This is a genomic window from Reichenbachiella sp. MALMAid0571, assembly GCF_040151475.1.
GTDB lineage: Bacteria > Bacteroidota > Bacteroidia > Cytophagales > Cyclobacteriaceae > CAXBNB01.
On record NZ_JBDKWG010000120.1, the window covers coordinates 68,779 to 91,628 of the forward strand.

Annotated in this window: 26 protein-coding genes and 1 tRNA gene; 17 read left to right on the forward strand and 10 right to left on the reverse strand. The window is 37.8% G+C overall.

The window, feature by feature from the left end; translation table 11 throughout:
• Nucleotides 1-85: 85 nt before the first annotated feature.
• Nucleotides 86-949, reverse strand: coding sequence for an SDR family oxidoreductase (locus tag AAOP42_RS08545; protein ID WP_349528071.1), 864 nt, complete (start codon nt 947-949; stop codon nt 86-88).
• 122 nt (nt 950-1,071) lie between these two features.
• Between AAOP42_RS08545 and AAOP42_RS08550 the strand changes: the two genes are divergently transcribed.
• Entirely contained in the window at nt 1,072-1,383 is a 312-nt protein-coding gene (locus AAOP42_RS08550; RefSeq protein WP_349528072.1) for a winged helix-turn-helix transcriptional regulator, read from the forward strand.
• Nucleotides 1,384-1,483: 100 nt separating this feature from the next.
• Here the strand turns inward: AAOP42_RS08550 and AAOP42_RS08555 are convergent, their stop codons facing one another.
• The 8 genes from AAOP42_RS08555 to AAOP42_RS08590 form a co-directional block, all read right to left on the reverse strand.
• The gene (locus tag AAOP42_RS08555) at nt 1,484-4,879 is read right to left on the reverse strand and encodes an efflux RND transporter permease subunit (RefSeq protein WP_349528073.1); all 3,396 of its coding nucleotides are present in this window, start codon (nt 4,877-4,879) and stop codon (nt 1,484-1,486) included.
• 34 nt (nt 4,880-4,913) lie between these two features.
• On the reverse strand, nt 4,914-6,059 hold the full coding sequence (locus AAOP42_RS08560; RefSeq protein ID WP_349528074.1) for an efflux RND transporter periplasmic adaptor subunit: 1,146 nt from the start codon (nt 6,057-6,059) through the stop codon (nt 4,914-4,916).
• Nucleotides 6,060-6,097: 38 nt separating this feature from the next.
• Complete coding sequence (locus tag AAOP42_RS08565) at nt 6,098-7,468, reverse strand: TolC family protein (RefSeq protein WP_349528075.1); 1,371 nt, start codon at nt 7,466-7,468, stop codon at nt 6,098-6,100.
• The gene (locus AAOP42_RS08570) at nt 7,461-8,075 is read right to left on the reverse strand and encodes a TetR/AcrR family transcriptional regulator (protein ID WP_349528076.1); all 615 of its coding nucleotides are present in this window, start codon (nt 8,073-8,075) and stop codon (nt 7,461-7,463) included. The genes AAOP42_RS08565 and AAOP42_RS08570 overlap by 8 nt, the downstream gene beginning before the upstream one ends.
• Nucleotides 8,076-8,210: 135 nt before the next feature.
• The gene (locus tag AAOP42_RS08575; RefSeq protein WP_349528077.1) at nt 8,211-8,924 is read right to left on the reverse strand and encodes a tRNA1(Val) (adenine(37)-N6)-methyltransferase; all 714 of its coding nucleotides are present in this window, start codon (nt 8,922-8,924) and stop codon (nt 8,211-8,213) included.
• 31 nt (nt 8,925-8,955) lie between these two features.
• A complete protein-coding gene (locus tag AAOP42_RS08580; RefSeq protein ID WP_349528078.1) occupies nt 8,956-9,582 on the reverse strand; it encodes a hypothetical protein in 627 nt (208 codons plus the stop codon).
• A 99-nt stretch (nt 9,583-9,681) separates the two neighbouring features.
• Nucleotides 9,682-10,149 carry a ribonuclease HI gene (rnhA, locus tag AAOP42_RS08585; protein WP_349528079.1) on the reverse strand — a complete coding sequence of 156 codons (468 nt, stop codon included), beginning with the start codon at nt 10,147-10,149 and terminating at the stop codon, nt 9,682-9,684.
• A 4-nt stretch (nt 10,150-10,153) separates the two neighbouring features.
• A complete protein-coding gene (locus AAOP42_RS08590; protein WP_349528080.1) occupies nt 10,154-10,729 on the reverse strand; it encodes a MarC family protein in 576 nt (191 codons plus the stop codon).
• A 155-nt stretch (nt 10,730-10,884) separates the two neighbouring features.
• Here AAOP42_RS08590 and AAOP42_RS08595 point away from each other — a divergent pair, with 155 nt between their 5' ends.
• From AAOP42_RS08595 to AAOP42_RS08610, 4 genes are read left to right on the forward strand one after another with little or no spacing between them, the layout of a single operon-like run.
• On the forward strand, nt 10,885-11,607 hold the full coding sequence (locus AAOP42_RS08595) for an RluA family pseudouridine synthase (protein ID WP_349528081.1): 723 nt from the start codon (nt 10,885-10,887) through the stop codon (nt 11,605-11,607).
• Between the two features lie 10 nt (nt 11,608-11,617).
• Nucleotides 11,618-11,926: a DUF6787 family protein gene (locus AAOP42_RS08600; RefSeq protein WP_349528082.1), complete on the forward strand. Its 309-nt coding sequence runs from the start codon at nt 11,618-11,620 to the stop codon at nt 11,924-11,926.
• Nucleotides 11,913-12,890, forward strand: a complete 978-nt coding sequence (locus AAOP42_RS08605) for an aminodeoxychorismate synthase component I (protein ID WP_349528083.1) — start codon at nt 11,913-11,915, stop codon at nt 12,888-12,890. The genes AAOP42_RS08600 and AAOP42_RS08605 overlap by 14 nt, the downstream gene beginning before the upstream one ends.
• Nucleotides 12,874-13,458 (forward strand): aminotransferase class IV, encoded by a 585-nt coding sequence (locus tag AAOP42_RS08610; RefSeq protein WP_349528084.1) that lies wholly within the window; start codon nt 12,874-12,876, stop codon nt 13,456-13,458. Before AAOP42_RS08605 ends, AAOP42_RS08610 begins: the two co-directional genes overlap by 17 nt.
• A gap of 163 nt (nt 13,459-13,621) precedes the next feature.
• On the opposite strand, the gene AAOP42_RS08615 is transcribed toward AAOP42_RS08610, so the two are convergent.
• On the reverse strand, nt 13,622-14,287 hold the full coding sequence (locus tag AAOP42_RS08615; protein ID WP_349528085.1) for an SGNH/GDSL hydrolase family protein: 666 nt from the start codon (nt 14,285-14,287) through the stop codon (nt 13,622-13,624).
• 448 nt (nt 14,288-14,735) lie between these two features.
• On the opposite strand from AAOP42_RS08615, the gene AAOP42_RS08620 reads away from it, so the two are divergent.
• The 12 genes from AAOP42_RS08620 to AAOP42_RS08675 form a co-directional block, all read left to right on the forward strand.
• The gene (locus tag AAOP42_RS08620) at nt 14,736-15,026 is read left to right on the forward strand and encodes a type II toxin-antitoxin system TacA family antitoxin (RefSeq protein WP_349528086.1); all 291 of its coding nucleotides are present in this window, start codon (nt 14,736-14,738) and stop codon (nt 15,024-15,026) included.
• Complete coding sequence (locus AAOP42_RS08625) at nt 15,023-15,526, forward strand: GNAT family N-acetyltransferase (RefSeq protein WP_349528087.1); 504 nt, start codon at nt 15,023-15,025, stop codon at nt 15,524-15,526. Before AAOP42_RS08620 ends, AAOP42_RS08625 begins: the two co-directional genes overlap by 4 nt.
• A 250-nt stretch (nt 15,527-15,776) precedes the next feature.
• Nucleotides 15,777-16,322, forward strand: coding sequence for a YceD family protein (locus tag AAOP42_RS08630; RefSeq protein WP_349528088.1), 546 nt, complete (start codon nt 15,777-15,779; stop codon nt 16,320-16,322).
• Between the two features lie 12 nt (nt 16,323-16,334).
• Nucleotides 16,335-16,526 carry a 50S ribosomal protein L32 gene (gene rpmF / locus AAOP42_RS08635; RefSeq protein WP_349528089.1) on the forward strand — a complete coding sequence of 64 codons (192 nt, stop codon included), beginning with the start codon at nt 16,335-16,337 and terminating at the stop codon, nt 16,524-16,526.
• 177 nt (nt 16,527-16,703) lie between these two features.
• A complete protein-coding gene (locus AAOP42_RS08640) occupies nt 16,704-17,702 on the forward strand; it encodes a beta-ketoacyl-ACP synthase III (protein ID WP_349528090.1) in 999 nt (332 codons plus the stop codon).
• A 39-nt stretch (nt 17,703-17,741) separates the two neighbouring features.
• Complete coding sequence (efp, locus tag AAOP42_RS08645) at nt 17,742-18,305, forward strand: elongation factor P (RefSeq protein WP_349528091.1); 564 nt, start codon at nt 17,742-17,744, stop codon at nt 18,303-18,305.
• A gap of 124 nt (nt 18,306-18,429) precedes the next feature.
• Nucleotides 18,430-18,897 carry an acetyl-CoA carboxylase biotin carboxyl carrier protein gene (accB, locus tag AAOP42_RS08650; RefSeq protein WP_349528092.1) on the forward strand — a complete coding sequence of 156 codons (468 nt, stop codon included), beginning with the start codon at nt 18,430-18,432 and terminating at the stop codon, nt 18,895-18,897.
• A 52-nt stretch (nt 18,898-18,949) separates the two neighbouring features.
• Nucleotides 18,950-20,293 (forward strand): acetyl-CoA carboxylase biotin carboxylase subunit, encoded by a 1,344-nt coding sequence (gene accC / locus AAOP42_RS08655; RefSeq protein ID WP_349528093.1) that lies wholly within the window; start codon nt 18,950-18,952, stop codon nt 20,291-20,293.
• 77 nt (nt 20,294-20,370) lie between these two features.
• A tRNA-Arg gene (locus AAOP42_RS08660) sits at nt 20,371-20,442 on the forward strand.
• Between the two features lie 161 nt (nt 20,443-20,603).
• Complete coding sequence (locus AAOP42_RS08665) at nt 20,604-21,845, forward strand: phage integrase SAM-like domain-containing protein (protein WP_349528094.1); 1,242 nt, start codon at nt 20,604-20,606, stop codon at nt 21,843-21,845.
• Nucleotides 21,846-21,952: 107 nt separating this feature from the next.
• Nucleotides 21,953-22,165 carry a hypothetical protein gene (locus AAOP42_RS08670; RefSeq protein WP_349528095.1) on the forward strand — a complete coding sequence of 71 codons (213 nt, stop codon included), beginning with the start codon at nt 21,953-21,955 and terminating at the stop codon, nt 22,163-22,165.
• Between the two features lie 77 nt (nt 22,166-22,242).
• Nucleotides 22,243-22,850: hypothetical protein (locus tag AAOP42_RS08675; protein ID WP_502947650.1), on the forward strand; the 608-nt coding region annotated here is incomplete at its 3' end.

Below are 22,850 nucleotides of genomic sequence, written 5' to 3' on the forward strand. Positions count from 1 at the left end.
CGGACAGGTATTTCCAATTGTCAGTAAAAAACAAAAAGTCAAGACGATTTACGTTTTGACTTTTTGCTTTAAAAAGAGGAACAACTTAATTCACCATTTCTTTCATGCCGAAAGCTGTCATAAAATCAACATATCCTTCTTTAACTTGTTCATTTGCCTTTTCTATGATTGTTCCTGTCATTCCATCAACTACAGTTCTTAATGGCCGCTGGCCTTTGGACGTGTCAATAAGCTTAAGGATAGCATCAGGAATCATTTGTGGGTCTGGCTTCATAGTTTCGAACATCTGTCCCATGCCAATTCCAATTTGTTCCGGTATTTTAGCCAAATCTCCATAGCCGCTGGTTACATCCTGATCTGACCCGTAAGTAGTTTTACCAAAAATTTCTGTTGGAAATGCTCCCGGCTGAATTAAAACCACATCTACACCCAAGGGTTTTACTTCGTAGTGCAACCCTTCGGTGAGCCCTTCTACAGCAAATTTAGTACTGTTGTAAATGGTCATGAAAGGAGCGGAAAAACGACCTAGCCCACTGGAAGTGTTAATAATTAAACCGTCTCCTTGCTTTCTCATTTGCGGTAAACTTGCTTTAATCACTCTCCATGTTCCCTTTACATTGACATCAAACATTTTTTCAAAGTCATCTTCAGTGTATGCCTCAGTAATTCCACCTCCAAAATATCCGGCGTTGTTCACTACCACATCCAGCTTACCTTCTTTAGAAATAATTGATGCAATCACCTCTTTTACATTTTCAGCATTGGTTACGTCCAGTTCAACAACCGTAATGTTGGTTATAGATGAAAGTTCTTTCGCTTTGTCAGCATTACGACCGTCAATGTCTCGCATGGAAGCATAGACGGTATATCCTTTTTTGGCTGAACTTTTTGCTGTTAGGTAACCAAACCCACTGTTGGTCCCTGTAATAAATACAATTTTATTTTCCATTCTTTCGTTTTTATATTTGTATCTGTTACGAAAAGTGACTTTTAATAGTTACTAAATGTAACTATTAAAAGTCAGGTTTTAAAAAAAGTTGTTGAAATGAAGTAACAAAAAGCACCAACGTCATGAAAACGGTTGATTGTAAATGTCCTTTAACAATGTCTTTGAATGTTATTGGTGGTAAGTGGAAGCCATTGATAATTTATAATCTGGAAAAGTCAAATATGAGATTTGGGCAGTTGGATGATGCCATTATGGGTATTTCGAGAAAAGTGCTGACGGCACAGCTCAATGAATTGGTCAATGACAAACTGATTTTACGGACGGCATTTGCCGAAACACCTCCCAGAGTGGAATATAGCCTCACCGATAAAGGCAGGGAGTTAATACCTATTCTCCGAAGCATTGCAAAGTGGGGGAGTTATTTGGTTGAGTAATTGCAGGAAAAACTTGATCTATTTAGTTTTTTCAAAATAATGAAATAAAAAAGCACTTCCCATAGAGAAGTGCTTTTAAGAATTGGACAAAGGTTTTATTTCAACTGATTCCCAACTTTCTGTTGATTTTAGAAAAGAACAGGTACATGACCGGTACAATCACCAGGGTAAGGAATGTAGCGAATGTTAATCCAAAAATAATTGTCCAGGACATAGGCCCCCAGAATGCCACATTGTCTCCTCCCATGTAAAAATTGGCGTTGTAATTTTGGAAGAACTGAAGGAAATCGATGTTGATCCCAACCGCTAAAGGAATTAAACCAAGTATGGTGGTAATTGCAGTCAACAGCACTGGTCTCAACCTGGTAGCTCCCGCCTGTATGATGGCTTGAATAATTTCATCAAAAGGCAATTTTTCGTTCGTACCCAATTCTGCTCTTCTCCTGCTCCTGCTCAACTCTATAAAGTCAATCAATACAATAGCATTGTTCACGACTATTCCAGCCAAAGAAATAATACCTATCATAGTCATCATTACTGAAAATTCCATTCTGAATATAATCAGGCCAAGAAATACACCAATGGTACTAAGCACAACAGATATCATGATAATAAATGGAGATGTTACCTTGTTGAACTGGGATACAATGATCAGGAAGATCAGAAATACGGCAATCAACAGTGCTTTACTCAAAAAAGCCATTTCTTCTGCTTGCTTTTCCTGCTCTCCACCAAACTTAAACTCATATCCCGGAGGCATTTTAAAGTCAGCCAGTAGTTCTTTCAATTGATCGTTTACATCCGTAGCGTTGTACCCGCTTTCTACATTGGAAGTCAGGCTGATCACACGATCAAGGTCTTTACGCTTGATGGAACCAAAAGTAGAACTGATTTCAGCCTTGGCTACTGATGAAATCGGAACGCTATGCATTTCTCCACTGGTTTGGTTTCTAAACACAACACTTTTGTTCATAAGGGCATCAACATCGTGACGGTATTTTTCCTGAAGCCTGAGTTGTATTTCATAATCGTCCTCACCTTCCTTATACTTGGATATTTCTTTACCAAATAGAGATGTACGTACCTCCATAGCAATGGTACTGGTAGATAGTCCAAACCTTCGTGCCTTTTCTCTGTCAATATTCACTATCAACTCAGGCTTACTGGTTTCCATGTCTGATTTGAGTCTCTCGATTCCTTTGATACCTGACTCATTGATGACTTTGGTCATTTGCTCGGCAACTGCTATGAGCTGGTCAAATTCTTCCCCGGAAATTTCAATACTAATGGGTTTTCCTACAGGAGGGCCATTTACATCTTTATCAACCACCACAGATACGCCCGGGTAATCTTTTATGGATGCCCTGAGCGTATCCAAAATTTCTTTTGTATCAACACCACCCCGATCTTTGAATTCCACGAAATTGATCATGATTCTACCCTTGTTTGGTGTGTCTTTCTGACCAAAAGCAGTTTGATCCAAAGGATCTGCTGTTCCCTCACCAACATTGGCAATGACTGACTCTACCACACTCCCATAGGGCTCAACCACGTCAAGTACTATGTCTTCTATTTCCTTGGAAAATTTATTGGTTGTTTCAATGTCCGTTCCTACTGGATATTCGATAAATACATTGACATACTTTGGAGGAGTTTCAGGAAAGAAGTTGACTTTTGGTGGAAATACTACCATTAACGCAAAAGAAAAGAACAACAGTATTACTGTTCCCCAAAAGAAAAAATGTGGGTTACTACCTTTGAAGGCATAAGTCAACAGGCTTTTGTACAATCTTTCCAGCCAGGGCAAAAATGAGTTTTGAAAGACTCTGGAAATAGGTGCCAGAATGTAAACATTCGTAAGGATCAATAGTCCCAACATGATGGATAGATTTCCTAAGACCGTCATTTTGATGACGAGCAAAAGAGTACCAAATATCAATGCTATTCCGGTGTACATCCAGGTTTTTTTATGATTGATCGCTTCACCTGAATCCAGTTTCATAAACACTGCAATCAAAACAGGATTGATTACTAAAGCGACAAACAAAGAAGATCCCAAAGTGACCATCAGAGTAATGGGAAGGTATTTCATGAATTCCCCCATAATTCCAGGCCAAAAAGCCAACGGAAGGAATGCTGCCAGGGTAGTGGATGTGGATGCGATGATTGGCAAAGCAACTTCGCCTACTCCGTTTTTAGTAGCTTCAAAAGCAGAATAGCCTTCTTCTCTGAGTCGGTAAACATTTTCCACCACTACAATGCCATTATCCACCAGCATACCCAATGCCATAATAAGAGAAAAGAGTACCATCATATTGATAGTAATGCCAAAAGCTCCCAGAATCATAAATGACATAAACATGGACAATGGAATTGCAGCTCCCACAAATAGTGCGTTACGGGTGCCTAAGAAAAACAACAACACCATTACAACCAGAAGCACTCCTGAAATAATGTTGTTTTCAAGACTTTCAACCATGTCTCTGGTTTGCTCAGACTGATCACCAGTAATATTTATATTGATGTCTTTTGGTAACTGTCCGTTCTCTCTGGCAGCATCTATGATCTCATGGATTTTATCATTTGCTATTAGTAAGTTTTCTCCACTTCTTTTGATCACATCTACCATCACCACAGGTTTTTTCTCCAACCTTGCATAACTATGGGCTTCTTTGTAGTCGAACTCTACTTCAGCTATGTCCTTCAAGTAAACAATATTTCCCTTTTCGGCCTTTACTACTATATCCAGCAATTCGCTTGGAGATTCAAATTCTCCTACTATTCGCAAAGAACGACGGATAGTTCCCTCTTTTACATTTCCTCCGGAGAAAGTAACGTTTTCGTTTTTCACGGCATTTTCGATATCTCCAAAATTGACTTCACGGGCTTCCATCTGGTACGGATCTACATTGATCCGTACTTCCTTTTCATCTACACCCCGGATTTCTACACGAGACACCTCTTTCAGCTTTTCAATTTCATCTTCCAGATATTCCGCACGGTCGTTCAGTTCTTCTATGCTGTAATCACCCGACAAATTGATGTTCATCACCGGAACCTCGGAAATATTCATTTCAAATACGTCGGGATCGTTTTCAAGGTCAGTAGGTAAGTCAGCTTTGTCCACTGCATCTTTTACTTTTGTCAATGCATCATCAATGTCTGTATCGGAGGTAAATTCTATAATAATAGTAGAATAATCCTGAACGGATGTTGACTTGATATCTTCTACATCATCAATGATATTCAGTTCTTTTTCAATCGGTCTGGTGATAAGATTTTCCATATCCACAGGCGAGTTGCCGGGATGGGCAGTTCCTACATATACGATTGGCTGAGATACTTCAGGGAAACTCTCTTTTGGTAGATTGATATAAGCAGAAATCCCCATGACAATCACCAATATTGTCAATACAAAAACGGTAGTTTTGTTATTGATTGAAAGGGTGGTCAGGCCAAATTCCTTCTCTACTTTTTTAGACGATATTTCTTCCATGTTTTTGAATTATATTGTTTGGAAAGAATTCAGATTAGTTATTTGAATTTAGGCTCACAAGTACACCTTCAGCTAAGTCTCGAACCCCTTTGTTCGCTATTTTTTGACCGGGGTTGATTCCAGACAAAATCTCAGTTGCGTTGTTGTAACTAACACCTGTTTCGATATGGGCTTTTTTGGCAACCAACTCTGAACCTTCCTTCACTATATTAAATACATAGCTACCTTTGCTGTCTTTGAGAATCACCATGGTAGGCACTGTGATGGCTTCTTCATTGATATAATCCTTAAGTTTCAATACTACAACCTGATTAGGTCTAATTGAACTAAATCCGGAAGGCACGGCAACCTGAATTTCAAATGTTCTGTTTTGGCTATTGATCACTTGCCCCACAGAAGTGATGGTCGAAACAATGGTCTTATTTTGTGATGGGAAATGTACATCTACTTCATCACCTGATTTGAATACTCCTATAAACCTTTCAGACACATCCGATCTGATATATACATCATTTGGATTTACAATTCTAAAAAGTGGCATTCCGGGTTGGGCAATCTCGCCTTCTTTGGCAATCACTTCATCAATACTTCCATCGAATGGTGCTTTGATAATTGCCTGATCTAACTGAGAATTTAAAGTTGCGAGTTTCCTTTCCAAAGACTCATAGTTGTTTTTACTCTGAAGATATTGAATCTCAGTTCCAATATTTTTCTTCCACAAATTGGCTTGTCTTTCATATACGGTCTTAGAAAGTTCCATTGAGGTTTCTAATTCTTCAATATTGTTTCTGATGATGCTGGCATCAAGAGTAAGTAGTGTCTGTCCCTTTTGTACTTTCTGACCTTCTTTTACCAAAATGCTTTTGATTTTTCCCGGAATCTCCGGGCTTACAGTTACATTTTTTCTCGATTCTACAGAGCCTCTTACTTCAACTTTGTGTTCAAAATATTTTTTTTCTGCATTCAATGCAGTAATCAGCGTTTTCTTGATTTCTTTTTTTCCAAAATCAGGATCAAGTGCTGCAATTTCCTTTTCCAAATTAGAAATTTTGGTGCTTAGATCCTTTAGTTCTGATTGAGCATTTTTAAGCTCTTCTTTCTTTTTTTCGACCTCAGGTTTGTTATCACATCCTGTGGCAATTATAAGAGTCAATCCAATTATTAGTAATATATTTTTCATCGGTTTGGAGTATGTTTGAATTTAAAATTTTTAGTCAGTTATTTATACAATTCACCCAGTGCCTTTTGCAATTCTACCCTTGAAACTAAGGCTTCAAAGAATGCATTGTAATAGTTAGTTTGGGATTGTTTGAGCGAAGCATCAGCATCCAATACTTCAGAGTTGGAACCCACACCTTCCTTATATTTAATCTCCGTGGTTTCATAAATATTCCGAGCCAGCTCCATGTTTTCCTTTTGAGCATTCATGTTGTCGATGCTTTTATTATAATCGCTGATGCTCTGCTCTATTTCAAGGTCGATACCTACCATTGCTGAACTGATATCATTTTCGATTTGCTCAGCCTTGTATTTTTTCTGTTGAGCCTGAGCACTTTTTCTCATCCCATCAAAAATCTGCCAGTTCATGCCAACACCAATTACACCCAATCTATGCCATGGATGTTCGTTCAGGTCGAACAGTCCTCCGAATTTTTGAGTACCTGTGTTTGCGCCATAAGTGGCATAAAGATTCACTTTTGGAATGTATTGAGATTTGGTGTTTTTCAAATCCAAATTGTTCAATGTTTTTTGAGTTTGTAAACTGGAATATTCTATTCGGTTTTCATAGTTGAAATTATCTACCTTTTCTACGTGTTTATCCAATACTACATTATCAATTTTATCCGTCAATTCTATTTGAGCATTCAAATCAAATCCAGCTTGAAATTTGAACAGTGATTCACTAATTCGGAGCATTTTATCCAGATGATCTTTTTCTACTTTCACATTGTTGTGCTCCACTTTGATACGATCTACATCGATTTGTTCTACGAAACCATTCTGATACATTATTTTGGTATCGGTAAGTAAAGAATCCAATCGGGTATAATTTTTAGTTACCAATTCGGCCATCTCCCTGTTGATCAATACGGTATAATACGCCTTAGTGACTGCCTCCACTACATCAATGGTTGTTTTTATATGTGCTTTCCTTGACAGTTCAGTATAGATACGAGCTGCTTGCAAACCAACGAAAAACGAACCGTCAAAAATCATTTGTTCTACCCTCAATGAAGCCAATCCGGTATAGTTTACACCAAAAGCCAATGCTCCCACTTCATTGGGGTCGCCACTGGGGTCAAAAGCATTGGCCGGGACAAAGGCTGTTTGGATGTTATGATTGTTGACCAAATCAAGGTTGGCAAATACCTGGGGTAGCCCATCAGCCAATATCTCATTTATCTGCTTCTGAGATATTTTGTTTTCCAGATCAGCATTTAATATTTCTGTATTGTTTTTGATGGCATAATCAATCGCTTCCTGCAAACTATATTGCTGCGGATTGGTTGGTTGCTGTGCCGATGCTTTTATCACTACAAGCGATAAAAACAATAATAATAGGCAAATTGGTTTTTGAGTTTTAAGCATTTCCTTTTGGTTTCGTTAGGTCATCATAAATTTTTAGTCCTTTTGGTGTTAATACACCATGTACAAAATGGTCAAACAGTGCTAGCTGGACTTCTTTAAAATCAAATTTGTTTCTTGGGAAAATTTTTTCGTCGAATGACATTTGTACCTGTTCTATTCTGAATTTGGCGAGGATTTCTGCATTGATTTCTTGCCTGAAAATTCCTTCTGTTTTGCCTTTTTCAATTGTGTTCAGTATGGTATTAAAAATAAAATCGTTTTTATAATCCATCCACATACTCCAGGATTGTGGATGGTACTTCTGTACGTCAAAAATCAGGGAAGGATTTATTTTGTTGAAATTCTCTCTCAAACATTTGGACATCTGAACCAACGCACTTACCAGATTGCCTGATTGTTTCATTGCAGCTTCAAATTCACTTTTGTCTTTTTCAATAGTGTTTCTGGTAATTTGGTAAACCATATCATCCTTATCCTTAAAGTACTGATAAATGGTTTTTTTTGAAATCCCCAGCTCTCTTGCAATTTCATCCATCGAAATACTTCGTATTCCATATTTATTGAATAATGCGTCTGCTTTCTCCAGTATATTTTCTGCTACATTCAATCTTTCTCTGTTAAAAAACTAAGGAAACTTTTGATTCATTTATAGTTTCCGATGCAATTTTACGACAAGACTTTTAAAAGGTTATTAAAATTTAAAAAAATAATGATTTGTTAATAATTGGATGTTGATGAATTGCTACAAGTGCAGGTAGAAGGGCTTTAAGAGTTCGATGTAATCTTCTGTAAATTCATTTTGTTTATTTCTAATATGTAGTTCTTTGACGTTTTCTTTTAAAGAAGGTTTTTTTGTTATCTCAACTATTTTTCTAAACACAATATTTCCCGGCTTGTTCTTTATTACCAACTCTTCTACAGCATACAAACCATGTTGATTGGCAACTTCGATAATTTGGTTGGCTTCATATTCAGGATAAATAACGAAGGCATGCCCATCTTCATTCAACATTTTATTAATTGTCATCAGCAGCATTTCCTGAGGAAGATTCTGATCATGTATGGCCAGGTTTTTGGCTACATTTTCAGACTTAAAATTTTTTTTGAAGAATGGAGGATTTGAAATGATCAGATCAAAAGAGTGATCGCATTTTTTAACGAAATCCTTGATGTCCAACGGATGTATAGTTAATCTATTTTTCCATTTTGAGTTTTGAAAATTGTATTGAGCCTGGTTGGCGGTGAGTTTATCTATTTCAACGGCCTCTATAGGGCAAGCATATCGTTGTGCCAGCATCAGCGACAACAATCCGGTACCGCTACCAATATCAAGAATTCGTTTGGGGGAACTGCTGCTAACCCAAGCACCAAGAATGCATCCTTCTGTGGTCACTTTCATGGCACAATCTCCTTGTTCTATCCTAAACTGCTTGAATTGGAAGTAAGAATTTCCCAATGGGTAATAGAAGTTGGGTGTCTATATAGATCTAAATGTAACGCTCGTTGTATTTTTTCACCAGATCAGGCAGATCAGAATAATTCAAATCTTCCTGACTCACTCTAAATAGTAGGACAGGGTCATGCTGAAAAATATCTAACAATTGAGCACGGAGTTTTTTAGGTTCAGAGTAGATCGTCCACAAGACACCCGTGTTTGATTCTCTGATAATGAACGTCTCTATCAAATTAGAACTTCCGGCTCCTGATGAAGAACCATGGATACTGGAATAAGAATCTCCACCAACATACACTGAAGAATAGTGTTTGTAAAGTGTCAAATCTCCACTTTCAATAACCTGCACAAAATCTACCGGAATAATGCCACTGGTAACAGATGTACGTGAATCAATTTTGAAATTGTGGATAACAATAAAACTGTCTTTTTCAACTACAAAACCTTTTACCTCTGAGGCTTTGATTTTCATCTCTTTAGAAGAATCGTTTTCCTTAAATTTGAACTTAGGGTTTTGCGAATAACCATAAGAAATAAGTCCTTCTACAGAATTGCCACTTTCATCAAAATACTTTCCGAATTTCCACGAGTTATGGTGTTGTGCCCGAGTGCTCAATGAAATGAGATATAGGATAATTGATAATGTGATATTGATCTTCATGGTGCATGCTGTTGAATATGGTTCACCCAATATATCAGGTTGCTTTGGCTAATGCAACTATTAAGTATAAAACAACTAATTAAAACACATTATTGCGAGCTACCTGTCGGTGCGAAGACCATTTGCCTCGTACTCAATATCAGGAGGAAGGTTGGGTTGTGTGGCTGCTTCCACTGCCAGTTGATCGCAGCGTTCGTTTTCCGGTATTCCGGCATGGCCTTTCACCCATTTAAATTTTACCTTTTGTAGTTTGTACACAGGAATGAATCGTTTCCATAAGTCTGCATTTTGTTTCCCTTTAAATCCCTTTTTCACCCAACCCCAAAGCCAGCCCTTTTCTACAGAATCTACTACATACTTGGAGTCAGAATAAATCAGTACTTCTGTATTGGTTTTTTTTAGCGCTTCCAGCCCGGCTATTACAGCCAGCAATTCCATTCTGTTGTTGGTGGTCTTTCTATATCCGCCTGATATTTCTTTGCGATGGTTACCCGAAAGCAAAACTGTACCAAATCCACCCGGACCCGGATTTCCTCTGGAAGACCCATCTGTATAAATCGTTACCATATAATTATCCGAGGGCAAATTGAGTTTTAAAAATTTTGATTGAAATTGATAATAAAATAATACCGAACACTTTCCTTAGAATATTGAAGCCTGCTGATCCCAGTTTTCTTTCCAGCCAGTTGGATGATTTTAGTACCAGATAAATCAGTACTACATTGATGGCTATACCAATCAAGATAGTGTAAAGATCAAATTCTGCTCTAAGTGAAATCAGTGATGTCATAGTGCCGGGACCTGCTATCAAAGGAAAAGCAATAGGAACAATAGAAGCCGTATTGGTTACTTCATCAGGGTCAGACTTGAATAGCTCTATACCCAATACCATTTCCATTCCTATCAAAAACATAATAAGTGCTCCTGCAACAGCAAATGACCCAATATCGATTCCAAAGAGATTCAGAATGGTCTCCCCCACAAAAAGGAACAATACCATAATAGCTCCGGCTACAATAGTGGCTTTGCCGGATTGGATATGGCCTACCTTTTTTCGCAAATTGATGACTATAGGGACATTACCAATAATATCAATTACAGAAAACAGTATTAATGAAACCGATAATATTTCTTTCACACTTCCCATGGGTTAAAAATTGAGATTGCAAAGGTATAATTATTGAAAACAATAGTCATACATAAATGTGATATCTACCGGGCATACATATTTAAGTACTTTGGCATCTCCCACAGAATCGTTTTTTAGGTTATCACCTGCCGATTTTCTAACTTGCGCAACTTATGAAAAGACCATTTATAGTCCTGTATGAAGACAACCATCTACTGGTGGTGGATAAAGAACCCGGTGTACTTGTACAGGGAGATAAAACAAAGGATAAACCGCTGTTGGACTATTGCAAAGACTACATCAAAGAGAAATATGGTAAGCCCGGAGATGTGTTTTTGGGCTGTGTGCATAGACTGGACAGGCCGGTAAGTGGTGCCATTGCTTTTGCCCGAACATCTAAGGCACTGGAAAGAATGAACAAACTTTTCAAGGATAGAAAAGTGAATAAAACTTATTGGGCAGTTGTGAAAAACAGGCCTCCCCAGAAGGAAGATAAGCTGGTGCACTGGCTCAAAAAAGATACTTCTAAAAATATAACCACTGCTTACGATGGACAAGTAGAAGGTAGCCAAAAGGCAGAACTGAAATATGAGGTTTTGGGAAAACTCAACGACCATTATTTACTTGAAGTAAGGCCGCTGACCGGAAGGCCTCACCAGATCAGGGTGCAGCTTGCATCCATGGGTTGCCCTATCAGAGGAGATTTGAAATACGGTTTTAGCAAACCAAATCAGGACGGAAACATCAACCTGCATTCCCGAACTTTGGATTTTATTCATCCGGTAAAAAAAGAACCTGTACAAGTAGTGGCTGGAGTTCCTAAAAATGATTTTTGGGAACAATACCTTGTTTTGGATAAAAAAATGAGCGATAAAAAAATCAACAGGCTCTTATAGTTATATTGGTATGTTTGATAAACTGAAAACCCGTTGGAATCTCAAAAGTACGTATCAGGTAGTAATCGTACTGGTGGTATTTGCCTGTACTGGTTTTACTATTCTTTTCATCAAAAAACCAATAGTAGCATGGATTGCCGGATCAGAAGAAAGTAGTCTCCTCTATTCCATTCTTTACTATATGTTCATATTGCCTGTTTACAACATCATACTGCTGGCCTATGGATTTGTCTTTGGTCAGTTTACTTTCTTTTGGGAATTTGAAAAGAAAATGTGGAGCAGAATAACAGGCAAAAAGTACAACAATGACGCTGACTAAGGCTGATGCAATTTCACAGTTTAATGCTTTGGTTGAAAAAGCCAAACCTTTCCTGTTTGTAACCGATTTTGCTTGTGAGAAAAATCTTTTACTCCCCTTCAGTCAGGTCAACCCGGAAGAAATACTTTTTGATGTAAACGGGTGCAAGAATTTCGTAGAAACCCCTGTTTCTGATAAAAAATTTACCTTAAAGAAAGAGCCTATATCATACGAGCAATTCGAGAAGATATTCAACGAAGTGCATCATGAATTGAAAGTTGGGAATTCTTACCTTACCAACCTCACCTTCCCTACGCCCATTACCTGCAACCACACACTCAAAGAAATTTTTTTTCGAAGCAAAGCAAAATTCAAGCTTTGGATCAAGGATCAGTTTGTGGTTTTTTCGCCGGAAATATTCTTACAGTTGAGAGGAAATAAAATATCTTCTTTTCCGATGAAGGGTACAATAGATGCTTCTCTGGACAATGCGGAAGCTTCCATTTTAGAAAACACAAAGGAAATGGCAGAGCATGTATCCATCGTCGATTTGATAAGAAACGATATGAGTATTTATGCCCAACAGGTGAAAGTGGATCGGTTTAGATACATCGATGAAGTGCAAACTCATGAAAAAAAATTGCTTCAGGTAAGTTCTGAAATTTCCGGCTTACTGGGAGATCAGGAACTCAAAAATATGGGTGAAGTGCTTTTTTCTTTGCTGCCAGCAGGTTCGATCTCCGGAGCACCAAAACACAAAACCCTGGAGATAATAAAGAAGGCAGAAAACTACGATCGGGGATATTATACAGGAGTATTTGGTGTTTTTGATGGCAGAAATATGGACAGTGGGGTAATGATCCGTTTTATAGAGCAACAAGGTGAACAGATGGTATTTAAAAGTGGCGGGGGCATTCACTCAATGAGCAACCCGAAATCCGAATATCAGGAAATGATTGACAAAGTATATGTGCCGATTTATTGAAAGTATTTGCTGCATTGACGGAGAGTTACTAAACCTAAATCTCCATCAGGAAAGGATTGACAAAACTTGTCAGCGGTTCTTTTCCGGTACTCCCATTTCGCTGAAAGATCACCTGACAAATATCCCCAAATCCGGAAAATTTAAAGCCCGTATTGTGTATGACGATGCTTCCGTTTTGTCAGAATTTATCCCTTATGTAAAAAAGGATATAAATAGTTTGAAGGTTGTACATGGAGACAATATAGACTATGCCTTTAAGTATGAAGACCGTTCCGAATTGACAAAATTATTTGATCTTAGGGAAAACTACAATGACATTATTATTGTAAAAAATGGTCTTTGTACCGATTCCTATTTTGCCAACCTGGCTTTCTTTGATGGTATCAATTGGGCCACTCCCAAGAAGCCACTGTTAAACGGAGTAAAACGCCAAAGGCTGATTCAGGAATCTAAATTGACAGAAGCCGATATAGCAGTTGAGTCAATTAGCACTTTCGAAAAGGTAAGTTTGATCAATGCCATGCTTGATCTGGACGAAGTAAGTGTGTCTGTAGAACGAATCTTCTGAGCGGAGTAAAACGTTCCTTCAGTATATCAATACACAAAACAGGGCAAACGCATTTAAAAACAAAACCTCCTTACCGCACAAGTTGCGGTATCCCTCGAAATTACAGTCAACTCTCACAGACCCCAGAAGTCCGGGGATAGTGGAATTTTTAATTGCGTTTGCCCTAATACAAAAATTCCTTTATCACTTTAGCCCAAATATCATATCCAGCGGGCTTCATGTGAAGTCCATCTTGGATGAATAGGTCTTCCATTGGCTTACCGTTTTCACCGAGCATTGGCTCCCATACATTTGCGAAAAACAGGCTCTCTTTGGTATTGCAATAATCTTCCATCATTCTATTGAGTGCCTCATATTTTTCTTTTAAAGGCCATCTGGAAAGGCTTGGTTTAGGAGAAATAAATATTATTTCCACTCCCTTTAATTTAGCTTCTATTTGAGCGACCAGTGTTTTGGTAGTAGCCATTATCTCGTCTGGAGATTTATTGTCATTTAAATCATTGTCTCCTTCATAGATAAATACTTTGTTGGGAGAATATTTGAAAATCAATGCTTTGGAATAAAACAGGAGGTCGCTCATTTGAGAGCCTCCAAAACCAGTATTGATCACATTTTTATCAGGAAAGTACTCTTGAATATTCTTCCACATTCTGATACTCGAACTGCCCGTAAAAAGAATGACTTCATCCTGTTTCTTGAATTTGTATTTCTTGTGACTGAGCATCTCTACCTGATCCTTAAACCGCTCAGGATCTTGTGCGGAAATATGGATGACATTCAGGAAAAAGAATACTGCAATCAGAAACAGGGAGGTGTGGGGATTTTTCATAACGTTGATGAATCAAAAAGTGAAAAGGTAAAGATATTGACTTGTGCTGAATTCAGCTTGGTAGTTTGATTTTTTGTGAATTGGTAGTAATTTCAGTAAGACAAATACAACATACGTGGGATGATGAAAAAGATGAAACGAAACTAAAAATTCATTAGATTTGAGAAAGGCATAAAAGAGATATAGTTTCTAGAGCGATATGTTTTAGCCCAAGCAAATACGTAAAAATTTTACGTAAATGATAAACATAGTTATTATATTCATAGATCCAGGTTTCTTAATACTCGGACTAATCATTGGATTTATTGACATCAGCAAATTAGGATTAAAAGTGTACGTACGGTTCTACCTACACTAAAATAAAAATAACATCACCGAAATTAATACTTCAAATACTTAATCAGTACGGTATTATAGCGTACATTTGTTTGAATGTAAATTTCTAATTATGGCAACAAAAGCATTGAAACAAGAAAAAGCTCGATTTGACACTCGTTTATCAAAAGAACAAAAAATGTTCTTCGAAAGAGCGGCACAAGTTGGTGGCTATAGAAGTTTAACTGATTTTGTCGTTTTGACCGTTCAGGAAAAAGCTAAAGAAATCATATCGGAGAATGAGCAAATAGTTGCTTCAAAAAGGGATAGTGAAATATTTTTTGACGCCATTACCCATGCGCCAAAAGCAAATAAAAATCTTACCAAGGCAGCTAGTGAATACAAATCACTTTTAGCTGAATGAAAGAACTAACAGAAGTCCTAAATTCCAGTCATAGAAAAAAAGAATTTTGTTGTGGCAAAGGTTTGCTTGACAATTACTTTCAAAAACAAGCCAATCAGGATATCAAAAGAAAGTTGTCTGCTTGTTTTGTTCTAAATGATGAAGAAACAGATTTAATAAAAGGTTATTACACTTTGGCAAATAACAGTATTCCTCTAATCCTGATACCAGAAAGATTTCAGAAAAAATTACCAAAATCATACAATTCTATTCCAACTACCCTGCTTGGTAGATTAGCAATAGACAATAGGTTTCAAGGAAAAGGAATTGGAAAGTTGTTGTTGGTGGACGCATTAAGAAGGAGTTACGAAATCTCCAAAAGTGTAGGTTCTTTTGCAGTGGTAGTTGACCCTATAGATGATGAAGCGGAACAGTTTTATGACAAGTATGGGTTTATTAAACTTCCTGACAGTGGGAAAATGTTCTTACCAATGAATACAATAAAAACTTTATTTGAGTAAAATATATTAAGCAACAAGGACTGTAAGCCATATTCCTTCTTTTTTTTCAAAGTCAAATTGATAGGAACATTTTAACTTTATACCGATAGTTAATCAAGTACAATCAGCAGGTTTATGTAATTCTTTTCAGCTCAAGCAAACCGCCTCTTTCGATAAATATGAAGCTATCATTATGGCAAATGTGTTAAAATCCAACAAGAATTTTTTAATTCAAATTATATCTCTAAATTTGCGGACTTTATTCGAAGCAATGAGTAAAAAGAGCGAAAGGGCCTACGATATAGATGTTTATGGATTGCGGCTTGGAGTCCATAATTTCGAGTTTGAGTTCAGCGATGAACTTTTCGAGGTGGAAGAAGCAGAAGAAGAGCAGATAGTAGAAAAGGGGCAAGGCTTGTGCAAGGTCACTTTAGAAAAATCAGAACTCTTGATAACTCTTTTGTTTGAAATAAAAGGTGAAGTGGAGTTGGTTTGTGATAGAAGTCTGGAGGAGTTTATGTTTCCACTTGCTATCAATGAAAGACTGATCCTGAAATATGGAGATGAATTGGATGACAGTGGAGATGATGTGTGGATTGTTCCATATGGAATTCAGACTTTTAATGTAAAAAGAAATATCCTTGAATTTATAAATGTAGCCATACCGATGAAAAGGTTACATCCTAAGTTTGGGGAAGATGATGCTGAAGGCATGGAGTTGATATACTCTTCTGAAGATGATGAAAGTGAAAGTCAGGAAGAAGATATTGATCCAAGATGGGCAGCATTACAGCAATTAAAGAATTTGAAAAATTAAAATAGTACAAAAATGGCGCATCCAAAACGCAAAATTTCAAAACAGAGAAGGGACAAAAGAAGAACGCATTATAAGTGTGAGGCTAAAACTTACATGATTTGTCCTACTACAGGTGAAGCTCATCTTCCGCATAGAGCCTACTGGTATGAAGGAAATTTATACTACAAAGGAAAAATTGTAATAGAAAAAGAAGCTGTAGCTTAATGCTACCCTGACTTGATAAAATATTTTGAGTCCCGTTTTGCGGGACTTTCTTTGTTTAATCGGATTTGGGTTTTTCAACTTTGAACCTAACGGTTCGATTAAAAATATTTTATTTAATTTGCTTCGAATTTTTTAATGAATTTTCCTACTTAATTCTAAAATCAATACCCTTATCAGATGAGTAAAATCAGAGCAGCTATTACAGGAGTACAGGGTTATGTTCCAGACTATGTATTGACCAACGCTGAGTTGGAAACTATGGTGGAAACTAACGACGAGTGGATCACAACCAGAACAGGTATAAAAGAAAGAAGAATATTAAAAGGAGAATTGCAGGGTACATCTGTGATTGCAGCAGCGGCCGTAAAAGGACTACTTGAAAAGACCAATACTGACCCTAAGGATATTGACCTTATATTGTGTGCCACCGTTACCCCTGACAGGCTCTTTCCTGCGACAGCCAATATTATTGCAGACAAGGTTGGTGCCATCAACTCATTCAGTTTTGATATGGCTGCAGCATGTTCGGGCTTCTTATATGCTCTGGCTACAGGCTCACAGTTTATTGAGACTGGTAAATACAAAAAAGTAATTGTAATAGGCGCAGATAAGATGTCGTCAATTGTAGATTACGAAGACAGATCTACCTGTATTATTTTTGGTGACGGAGGAGGAGCTGTATTGCTTGAACCAAATGAGGAAGGTAATGGAGTCATTGATTCTATCATGAAATCTGATGGATCGGGAGTAAAGCACCTTTATATGAACGCAGGAGGCAGCATGATGCCAGCTTCTATAGAAACTGTGAAAAACAGAGACCATTATGTGGTACAGGAAGGTTCTGCGGTATTTAAGTTTGCCGTAACCAATATGGCTGATGTGGCTGCAGAACTAATGGAAAAGAACAATTTAAAGGGAGAAGATATTGCTTATCTTGTGCCGCATCAGGCTAACAAGAGGATCATCGATGCTACAGCCAAACGAATGGGTGTAAAAGATGAAAAAGTAATGATGAATATTGAGCGATATGGGAATACTACAAGTGGGACACTCCCGCTTTGTCTTTGGGATTATGAAAGTAAACTTAGAAAAGGAGACAACCTTGTGTTGGCTGCCTTTGGTGGTGGGTTTACCTGGGGATCTCTTTACCTAAAATGGGCATACGACCCTAAATAAAAAACTATCCTATTCAGAAAACAAACTGATCATTGAAACATGGCATCTACAGCAGATTTTAAAAATGGAATGTGTATTGAATATAATCATGGGTTGTATTCAATTGTTGAATTTCAACATGTAAAACCGGGAAAAGGGCCGGCTTTCGTCAGAACCAAACTAAAGAATATAAAAACCGGAAAAGTAATTGACAATACCTTCACTGCCGGAGTAAAGGTAACCACAGCAAGGATTGAAAGAAGAGCCTATCAATTTATTTATAAAGACGACATGGGCTACCACTTTATGGACAGCAATACCTTTGAGCAGGTAAACATTGAAGAGTCTTTAATAAATGCACCACAATTTTTAAAAGACGGGCAGGAAGTGGAGGTTATCTATCATGCAGAAGAAGAACTGATTTTGGGATGTGAGTTGCCTCAGTTTGTAGAAATGACTGTAACCTATACCGAACCTGGCTTGAAAGGAGATACTGCCACCAATGCACTCAAACCAGCAACAGTTGATACCGGTGCTACTGTACAGGTGCCTCTTTTTATCGACACTGATGAAAGAATCAAAATTGACACCAGAACAGGGCAATATTCAGAAAGGGTAAAGTAAAGAGTTGATGGAGCTTATATCCTTATTTATGGATAGCGGAATTTATCATGCTTATTTACCCGACAAATACTATTTATACCTAAATTTGACGTTCTTAATTACGAATAATAATTAGCACATACCTATGAAGATAAAGGAAATCAAAGACCTTATTGACTTTCTATCAGCTTCCGGGCTGGAAGAAGTAAATATTGAAACTGAAGAATTGAAAATAAAGATTAAAAGGAGTAAAACTCAGGTAATAGAAAAATCCGTGTCAACAGCTCCTACAGTGCAGGCTGCTACACCCGTTGCTGCTGCTCCAGCACCCGTTGTTGCTCCGGTTGTGGAAGCAAATACTGCATCTACTAATTATATTGAGATCAAATCTCCAATGATTGGGACTTTCTATCGCTCGGCAAACCCTGAATCTGATGTATTTGTTTCTGTTGGAGATGAAGTATCTGTCGGCAAAACGGTATGCATCATTGAGGCCATGAAATTGTTTAACGAAATCGAATCGGAAGTTTCTGGTAAAATCGTAAAAATATTGGTAGAAAATGCTCAACCCGTTGAGTACGATCAGCCTTTATTTTTGGTGGATCCTTCCTAACAGGAGCTTTAATTTTCTCTTTTTCTGATTTTATCACTTAACCTTCCGAAAAGTGTTTAAAAAAATATTAATAGCCAACAGAGGTGAAATTGCCCTGAGAATTATCAGGACCTGCAAAGAAATGGGCATCAAAACTGTAGCAGTATATTCTACCGCTGATGCAGAAAGCTTACATGTAAAGTTTGCAGATGAAGCAGTGTGTATTGGGCCTCCTCCTGGAAATTTATCTTACTTAAACATCCCTAATATTATTTCAGCAGCAGAAATAACCAATGCAGATGCTATCCATCCCGGTTATGGTTTTCTCTCTGAAAATGCCAAATTTTCTAAAATCTGTGAAGAATACGGTATTAAATTCATTGGTGCCAGTGCAGATATGATCGACCGCATGGGCGACAAAGCTACTGCCAAAGATACTATGAAGAAAGCCGGAGTACCTACCATTCCCGGTTCGGATGGCTTGTTGGATTCTGTAAAAGAAGGGATCAAGATTGCCAACCAAATTAAGTATCCGGTGATTCTAAAAGCAACTGCCGGAGGTGGAGGTAGAGGCATGCGTATTGTCCATAATGATGCCGGATTTCAAAAGGCATGGGATGATGCCAGACAAGAATCAGGTGCAGCGTTTGGAAATGATGCTTTGTATTTGGAAAAATTTATAGAAGAGCCAAGGCACATTGAAATACAAATTGTAGGAGATAAAAATGGTAGGGCTTGTCATTTGTCTGAAAGGGATTGTTCCATACAAAGAAGACATCAAAAGCTTACAGAAGAAACCCCTTCACCCATTGTTAATCAGGAATTAAGAGAAAGAATGGGAAAAGCCGCTATTTTGGGAGCTGAAGCTATTAAATACGAAGGTGCCGGTACCGTAGAATTTCTTGTTGATAAACACGGAGATTTCTACTTTATGGAGATGAATACCCGTATTCAGGTAGAACACCCTATCACCGAAGAGGTTACCGATTTTGACCTGATAAAAGAACAAATCAAAGTAGCAGCAGGAGTTGAGATTTCTGGGAATAACTATTTCCCTCAACTACATTCTATGGAGTGTAGAATCAATGCCGAAGATCCTACAAAAGATTTCAGGCCTTGTCCCGGGAAAATCACCAATCTACACTTACCTGGTGGGCATGGTGTAAGGGTGGATAGCCATGTTTATGCCGGCTATACAATTCCCCCAAATTATGATTCAATGATTGCCAAACTGATCGTAACTGCTCAAACCCGGGAAGAAGCGATCGTTAGGATGAAAAGGGCTTTGCAAGAATTTGTGATTGAGGGTATAAAAACCACTATTCCTTTTCATATCAAATTGATGGATGACGAAAAATTCAAGTCAGGAAAATTCACCACTGCCTTTATGGATACTTTTGATCTTACCGATCTGTAAATGCCATTTATCAAAATCTTACTGATTTCGATCTTATTTGAAATTAGAATTTATTTATTTTTGCCGTCAAATAGACCGGTCTCATAGTTCAACGGATAGAATAGAAGTTTCCTAAACTTTAGATCCAGGTTCGATTCCTGGTGAGACCACTTCTAACAACACCAAACAAAAGCCAACTTCACATAAAGTTGGCTTTTTTAATGCCTTAAACCTACTTTTTTAAAGTTTTACTTTACGTTCTGTTTCGTTTGTTTTTGGTAATTGTTTCACTATTTGTTTACATATTTTTATTGTGTAGGTTTGAAAAATCATGGGACATTCAGTTACACCGGTAATCAATCGAAACAATATAAAAACCAAATCTGGCTTATATAATATTGACATTCGGGTAATTATCAATAGAAAACCCAAATACTTTTCTACAGATCAAAAACTTGCTTTGAAATACTGGTCGGGTAAAACGGATAAATGGGTAAAGGAGTCACACCCACATAATTTTGAACTCAATAAAATAATCGGTGATAAAGTAAATGCTATCAATGGGTTTATTTACCGACTTACCGCTATGGGGCATGTTGTGGACCTAAAGGCAATTGCGGACTTCATGAACAAAAGGAATTTTTCCAATACCTTAAATGCGTACATTGAAAATTACTTCAAAGACCCTAAAGTCAAGTTCAATAGCATGAACACCATAAAGAAGTACAAGACATTTCAAATGCACCTGAATAACTACAATTCAAGCATCCCACTCCGGGCAATAAACGAACCCATGCTTCAGGACTTTGGTAGATATCTTACAGGCCTGGGGTTAAGCGGATCTACAGTGATCAAATATTTCGACCCGTTTAAAAAAATTGTTAAGCATGCTGTAAAGCATGGATATCTGGAAAAGGATCCTTTCTACGAGGTGGATTTAGGCGCAAAAAGATCGAAACCTAAACGTGACCATCTGGAGATAGAAGAGATTTTAGAATTGATAAATGTGCAGCTCCCTGAAGACAGGTTGGATCTGGAAGATACCAGGAAGCATTGGCTGATGTGTTTCTTTGCCGGATTTTATTACTCCGACCTGAGAAAACTAAAGTGGGATGAAATCAAATCCAGTGATCTGGGGTATGTGATTGTAGGATCGAGATTCAAAAATGAACAGGGTTATATAGTGCCTGTACACAAATTCAAACATGCTATTGCCATTATTGAAGGACAAAAGGGTTTGGATCCGGAGTATGTTTTTCCGGATTTGATCAGTGACCAAAAATACAATGATAAACTGAAGATACTGGCTAAACTGGCTGGGATTGGAAGAAACCTAAACAACAAAATGGCTCGTCACTCCAGCATACAATTTTGGGAAAGCCGGGGCATAGAAACCCAATTTGTGGCCGTTAGGCCGGGCATACTGACGAAAGGACCACTAAGCACTACTACAAACTCTCAACCAGGGATATCAATGCCAGGGTTGAAAAATTTGACTTCAGAAAGCTGGGCTTACAGAAAAGATAGAATGGTTTGGGATACATCCCAAATCTGGACTTTAGCTATTAACTAGATAAATAACCATCCGTTGTGGTTTTGAGTGAAAATAATAGCTTTCATGCTCATTAATGAGCATTTTTTGTTAGTTTTATATCTAGTTATACAGCTAGATATAAAATCATGGGATTTCCAACTAAAATTCAGCTCATCAAAAGGGCAAAGAGCGAGCAGTGGTATATCAATTTTCCATCTGCGCTAGCACAGGCCATGGAATTTGAACGTGGCGAAACGGTAGAATGGCTTATTGACGACCATCAAAAACTTGTATTGACCAGAAGTAATGAGGCAGTATCAGGTCTTAAAAAAAAACTTCAAGTCAAGCCACTTCCATAATTGGAGAACTGGACGAGCTTTTTGAGAAAAGCTCAGATGCTTTCTCTCAATCAAGGACTGCTCAAAAAGCCAGGCAACTGGTCTATGGCAATTTAGCATGCTTGGGACGGCATACCGTTTCAGGCATGTTGACAGCCAGTGGGCATCAATTTATGGATTGGTCATGTTTTTACCGTTTGTTCAGTGAACAGCGCATAAACATAGAAAAACTAAATGATGTTTGTATTGAAAACGCTATAGAACAGCTCGATGATAACCAAATCATTATTGCCCATATGGATGACAGAGTAGTGAAGAAAACAGGTAAAAAGATACCAGGCACCTCATGGTGCAGAGATCCACTCGGGCCACCTTTTCATACCAATTTCATTTGGGGACAAAGATTTATTCAATTGTCCATGGCCATTCCTGATAGCCGGGCTCCTCACCAATCACGTTCCATTCCTATAGGCTTTCACCATTGCCCCACAGCAAAGAAACCTGTCAAAACAGCTACTCAAGAACAAATACAGACCTATAAGGAAGTGAAAAAACAATCACGGTTGAGTTTGCAGGGTAGTTTAAAGATAAAGGCTTTAAGGGACAAACTTGATCAGCAAGATCACCAGCATCGTAGCTTATGTATCAATGTTGATGGCAGCTATACCAACTCAACAGTATTAAAAAACCTACCTGAAAGAACGAT

Excerpts from the sequence above, each read along its gene's own strand:
- efp (WP_349528091.1), top strand. The coding sequence starts at position 17,742 with ATGGCATCTACAGCAGATTTTAAAAATGGAATGTGTATTGAATATAAT.
- rpmF (WP_349528089.1), top strand. The coding sequence starts at position 16,335 with ATGGCGCATCCAAAACGCAAAATTTCAAAACAGAGAAGGGACAAAAGA.
- AAOP42_RS08555 (WP_349528073.1), bottom strand. The coding sequence starts at position 4,879 with ATGGAAGAAATATCGTCTAAAAAAGTAGAGAAGGAATTTGGCCTGACC.
- AAOP42_RS08560 (WP_349528074.1), bottom strand. The coding sequence starts at position 6,059 with ATGAAAAATATATTACTAATAATTGGATTGACTCTTATAATTGCCACA.
- AAOP42_RS08580 (WP_349528078.1), bottom strand. The coding sequence starts at position 9,582 with ATGAAGATCAATATCACATTATCAATTATCCTATATCTCATTTCATTG.
- rnhA (WP_349528079.1), bottom strand. The coding sequence starts at position 10,149 with ATGGTAACGATTTATACAGATGGGTCTTCCAGAGGAAATCCGGGTCCG.
- AAOP42_RS08665 (WP_349528094.1), top strand. The coding sequence starts at position 20,604 with ATGGGACATTCAGTTACACCGGTAATCAATCGAAACAATATAAAAACC.
- AAOP42_RS08625 (WP_349528087.1), top strand. The coding sequence starts at position 15,023 with ATGAAAGAACTAACAGAAGTCCTAAATTCCAGTCATAGAAAAAAAGAA.
- AAOP42_RS08670 (WP_349528095.1), top strand. The coding sequence starts at position 21,953 with ATGGGATTTCCAACTAAAATTCAGCTCATCAAAAGGGCAAAGAGCGAG.
- accB (WP_349528092.1), top strand. The coding sequence starts at position 18,430 with ATGAAGATAAAGGAAATCAAAGACCTTATTGACTTTCTATCAGCTTCC.
- AAOP42_RS08550 (WP_349528072.1), top strand. The coding sequence starts at position 1,072 with ATGAAAACGGTTGATTGTAAATGTCCTTTAACAATGTCTTTGAATGTT.
- AAOP42_RS08545 (WP_349528071.1), bottom strand. The coding sequence starts at position 949 with ATGGAAAATAAAATTGTATTTATTACAGGGACCAACAGTGGGTTTGGT.
- AAOP42_RS08630 (WP_349528088.1), top strand. The coding sequence starts at position 15,777 with ATGAGTAAAAAGAGCGAAAGGGCCTACGATATAGATGTTTATGGATTG.
- AAOP42_RS08565 (WP_349528075.1), bottom strand. The coding sequence starts at position 7,468 with ATGCTTAAAACTCAAAAACCAATTTGCCTATTATTATTGTTTTTATCG.
- AAOP42_RS08590 (WP_349528080.1), bottom strand. The coding sequence starts at position 10,729 with ATGGGAAGTGTGAAAGAAATATTATCGGTTTCATTAATACTGTTTTCT.
- AAOP42_RS08640 (WP_349528090.1), top strand. The coding sequence starts at position 16,704 with ATGAGTAAAATCAGAGCAGCTATTACAGGAGTACAGGGTTATGTTCCA.
- AAOP42_RS08600 (WP_349528082.1), top strand. The coding sequence starts at position 11,618 with ATGTTTGATAAACTGAAAACCCGTTGGAATCTCAAAAGTACGTATCAG.
- AAOP42_RS08620 (WP_349528086.1), top strand. The coding sequence starts at position 14,736 with ATGGCAACAAAAGCATTGAAACAAGAAAAAGCTCGATTTGACACTCGT.
- AAOP42_RS08615 (WP_349528085.1), bottom strand. The coding sequence starts at position 14,287 with ATGAAAAATCCCCACACCTCCCTGTTTCTGATTGCAGTATTCTTTTTC.
- AAOP42_RS08610 (WP_349528084.1), top strand. The coding sequence starts at position 12,874 with ATGTGCCGATTTATTGAAAGTATTTGCTGCATTGACGGAGAGTTACTA.
- AAOP42_RS08595 (WP_349528081.1), top strand. The coding sequence starts at position 10,885 with ATGAAAAGACCATTTATAGTCCTGTATGAAGACAACCATCTACTGGTG.
- AAOP42_RS08605 (WP_349528083.1), top strand. The coding sequence starts at position 11,913 with ATGACGCTGACTAAGGCTGATGCAATTTCACAGTTTAATGCTTTGGTT.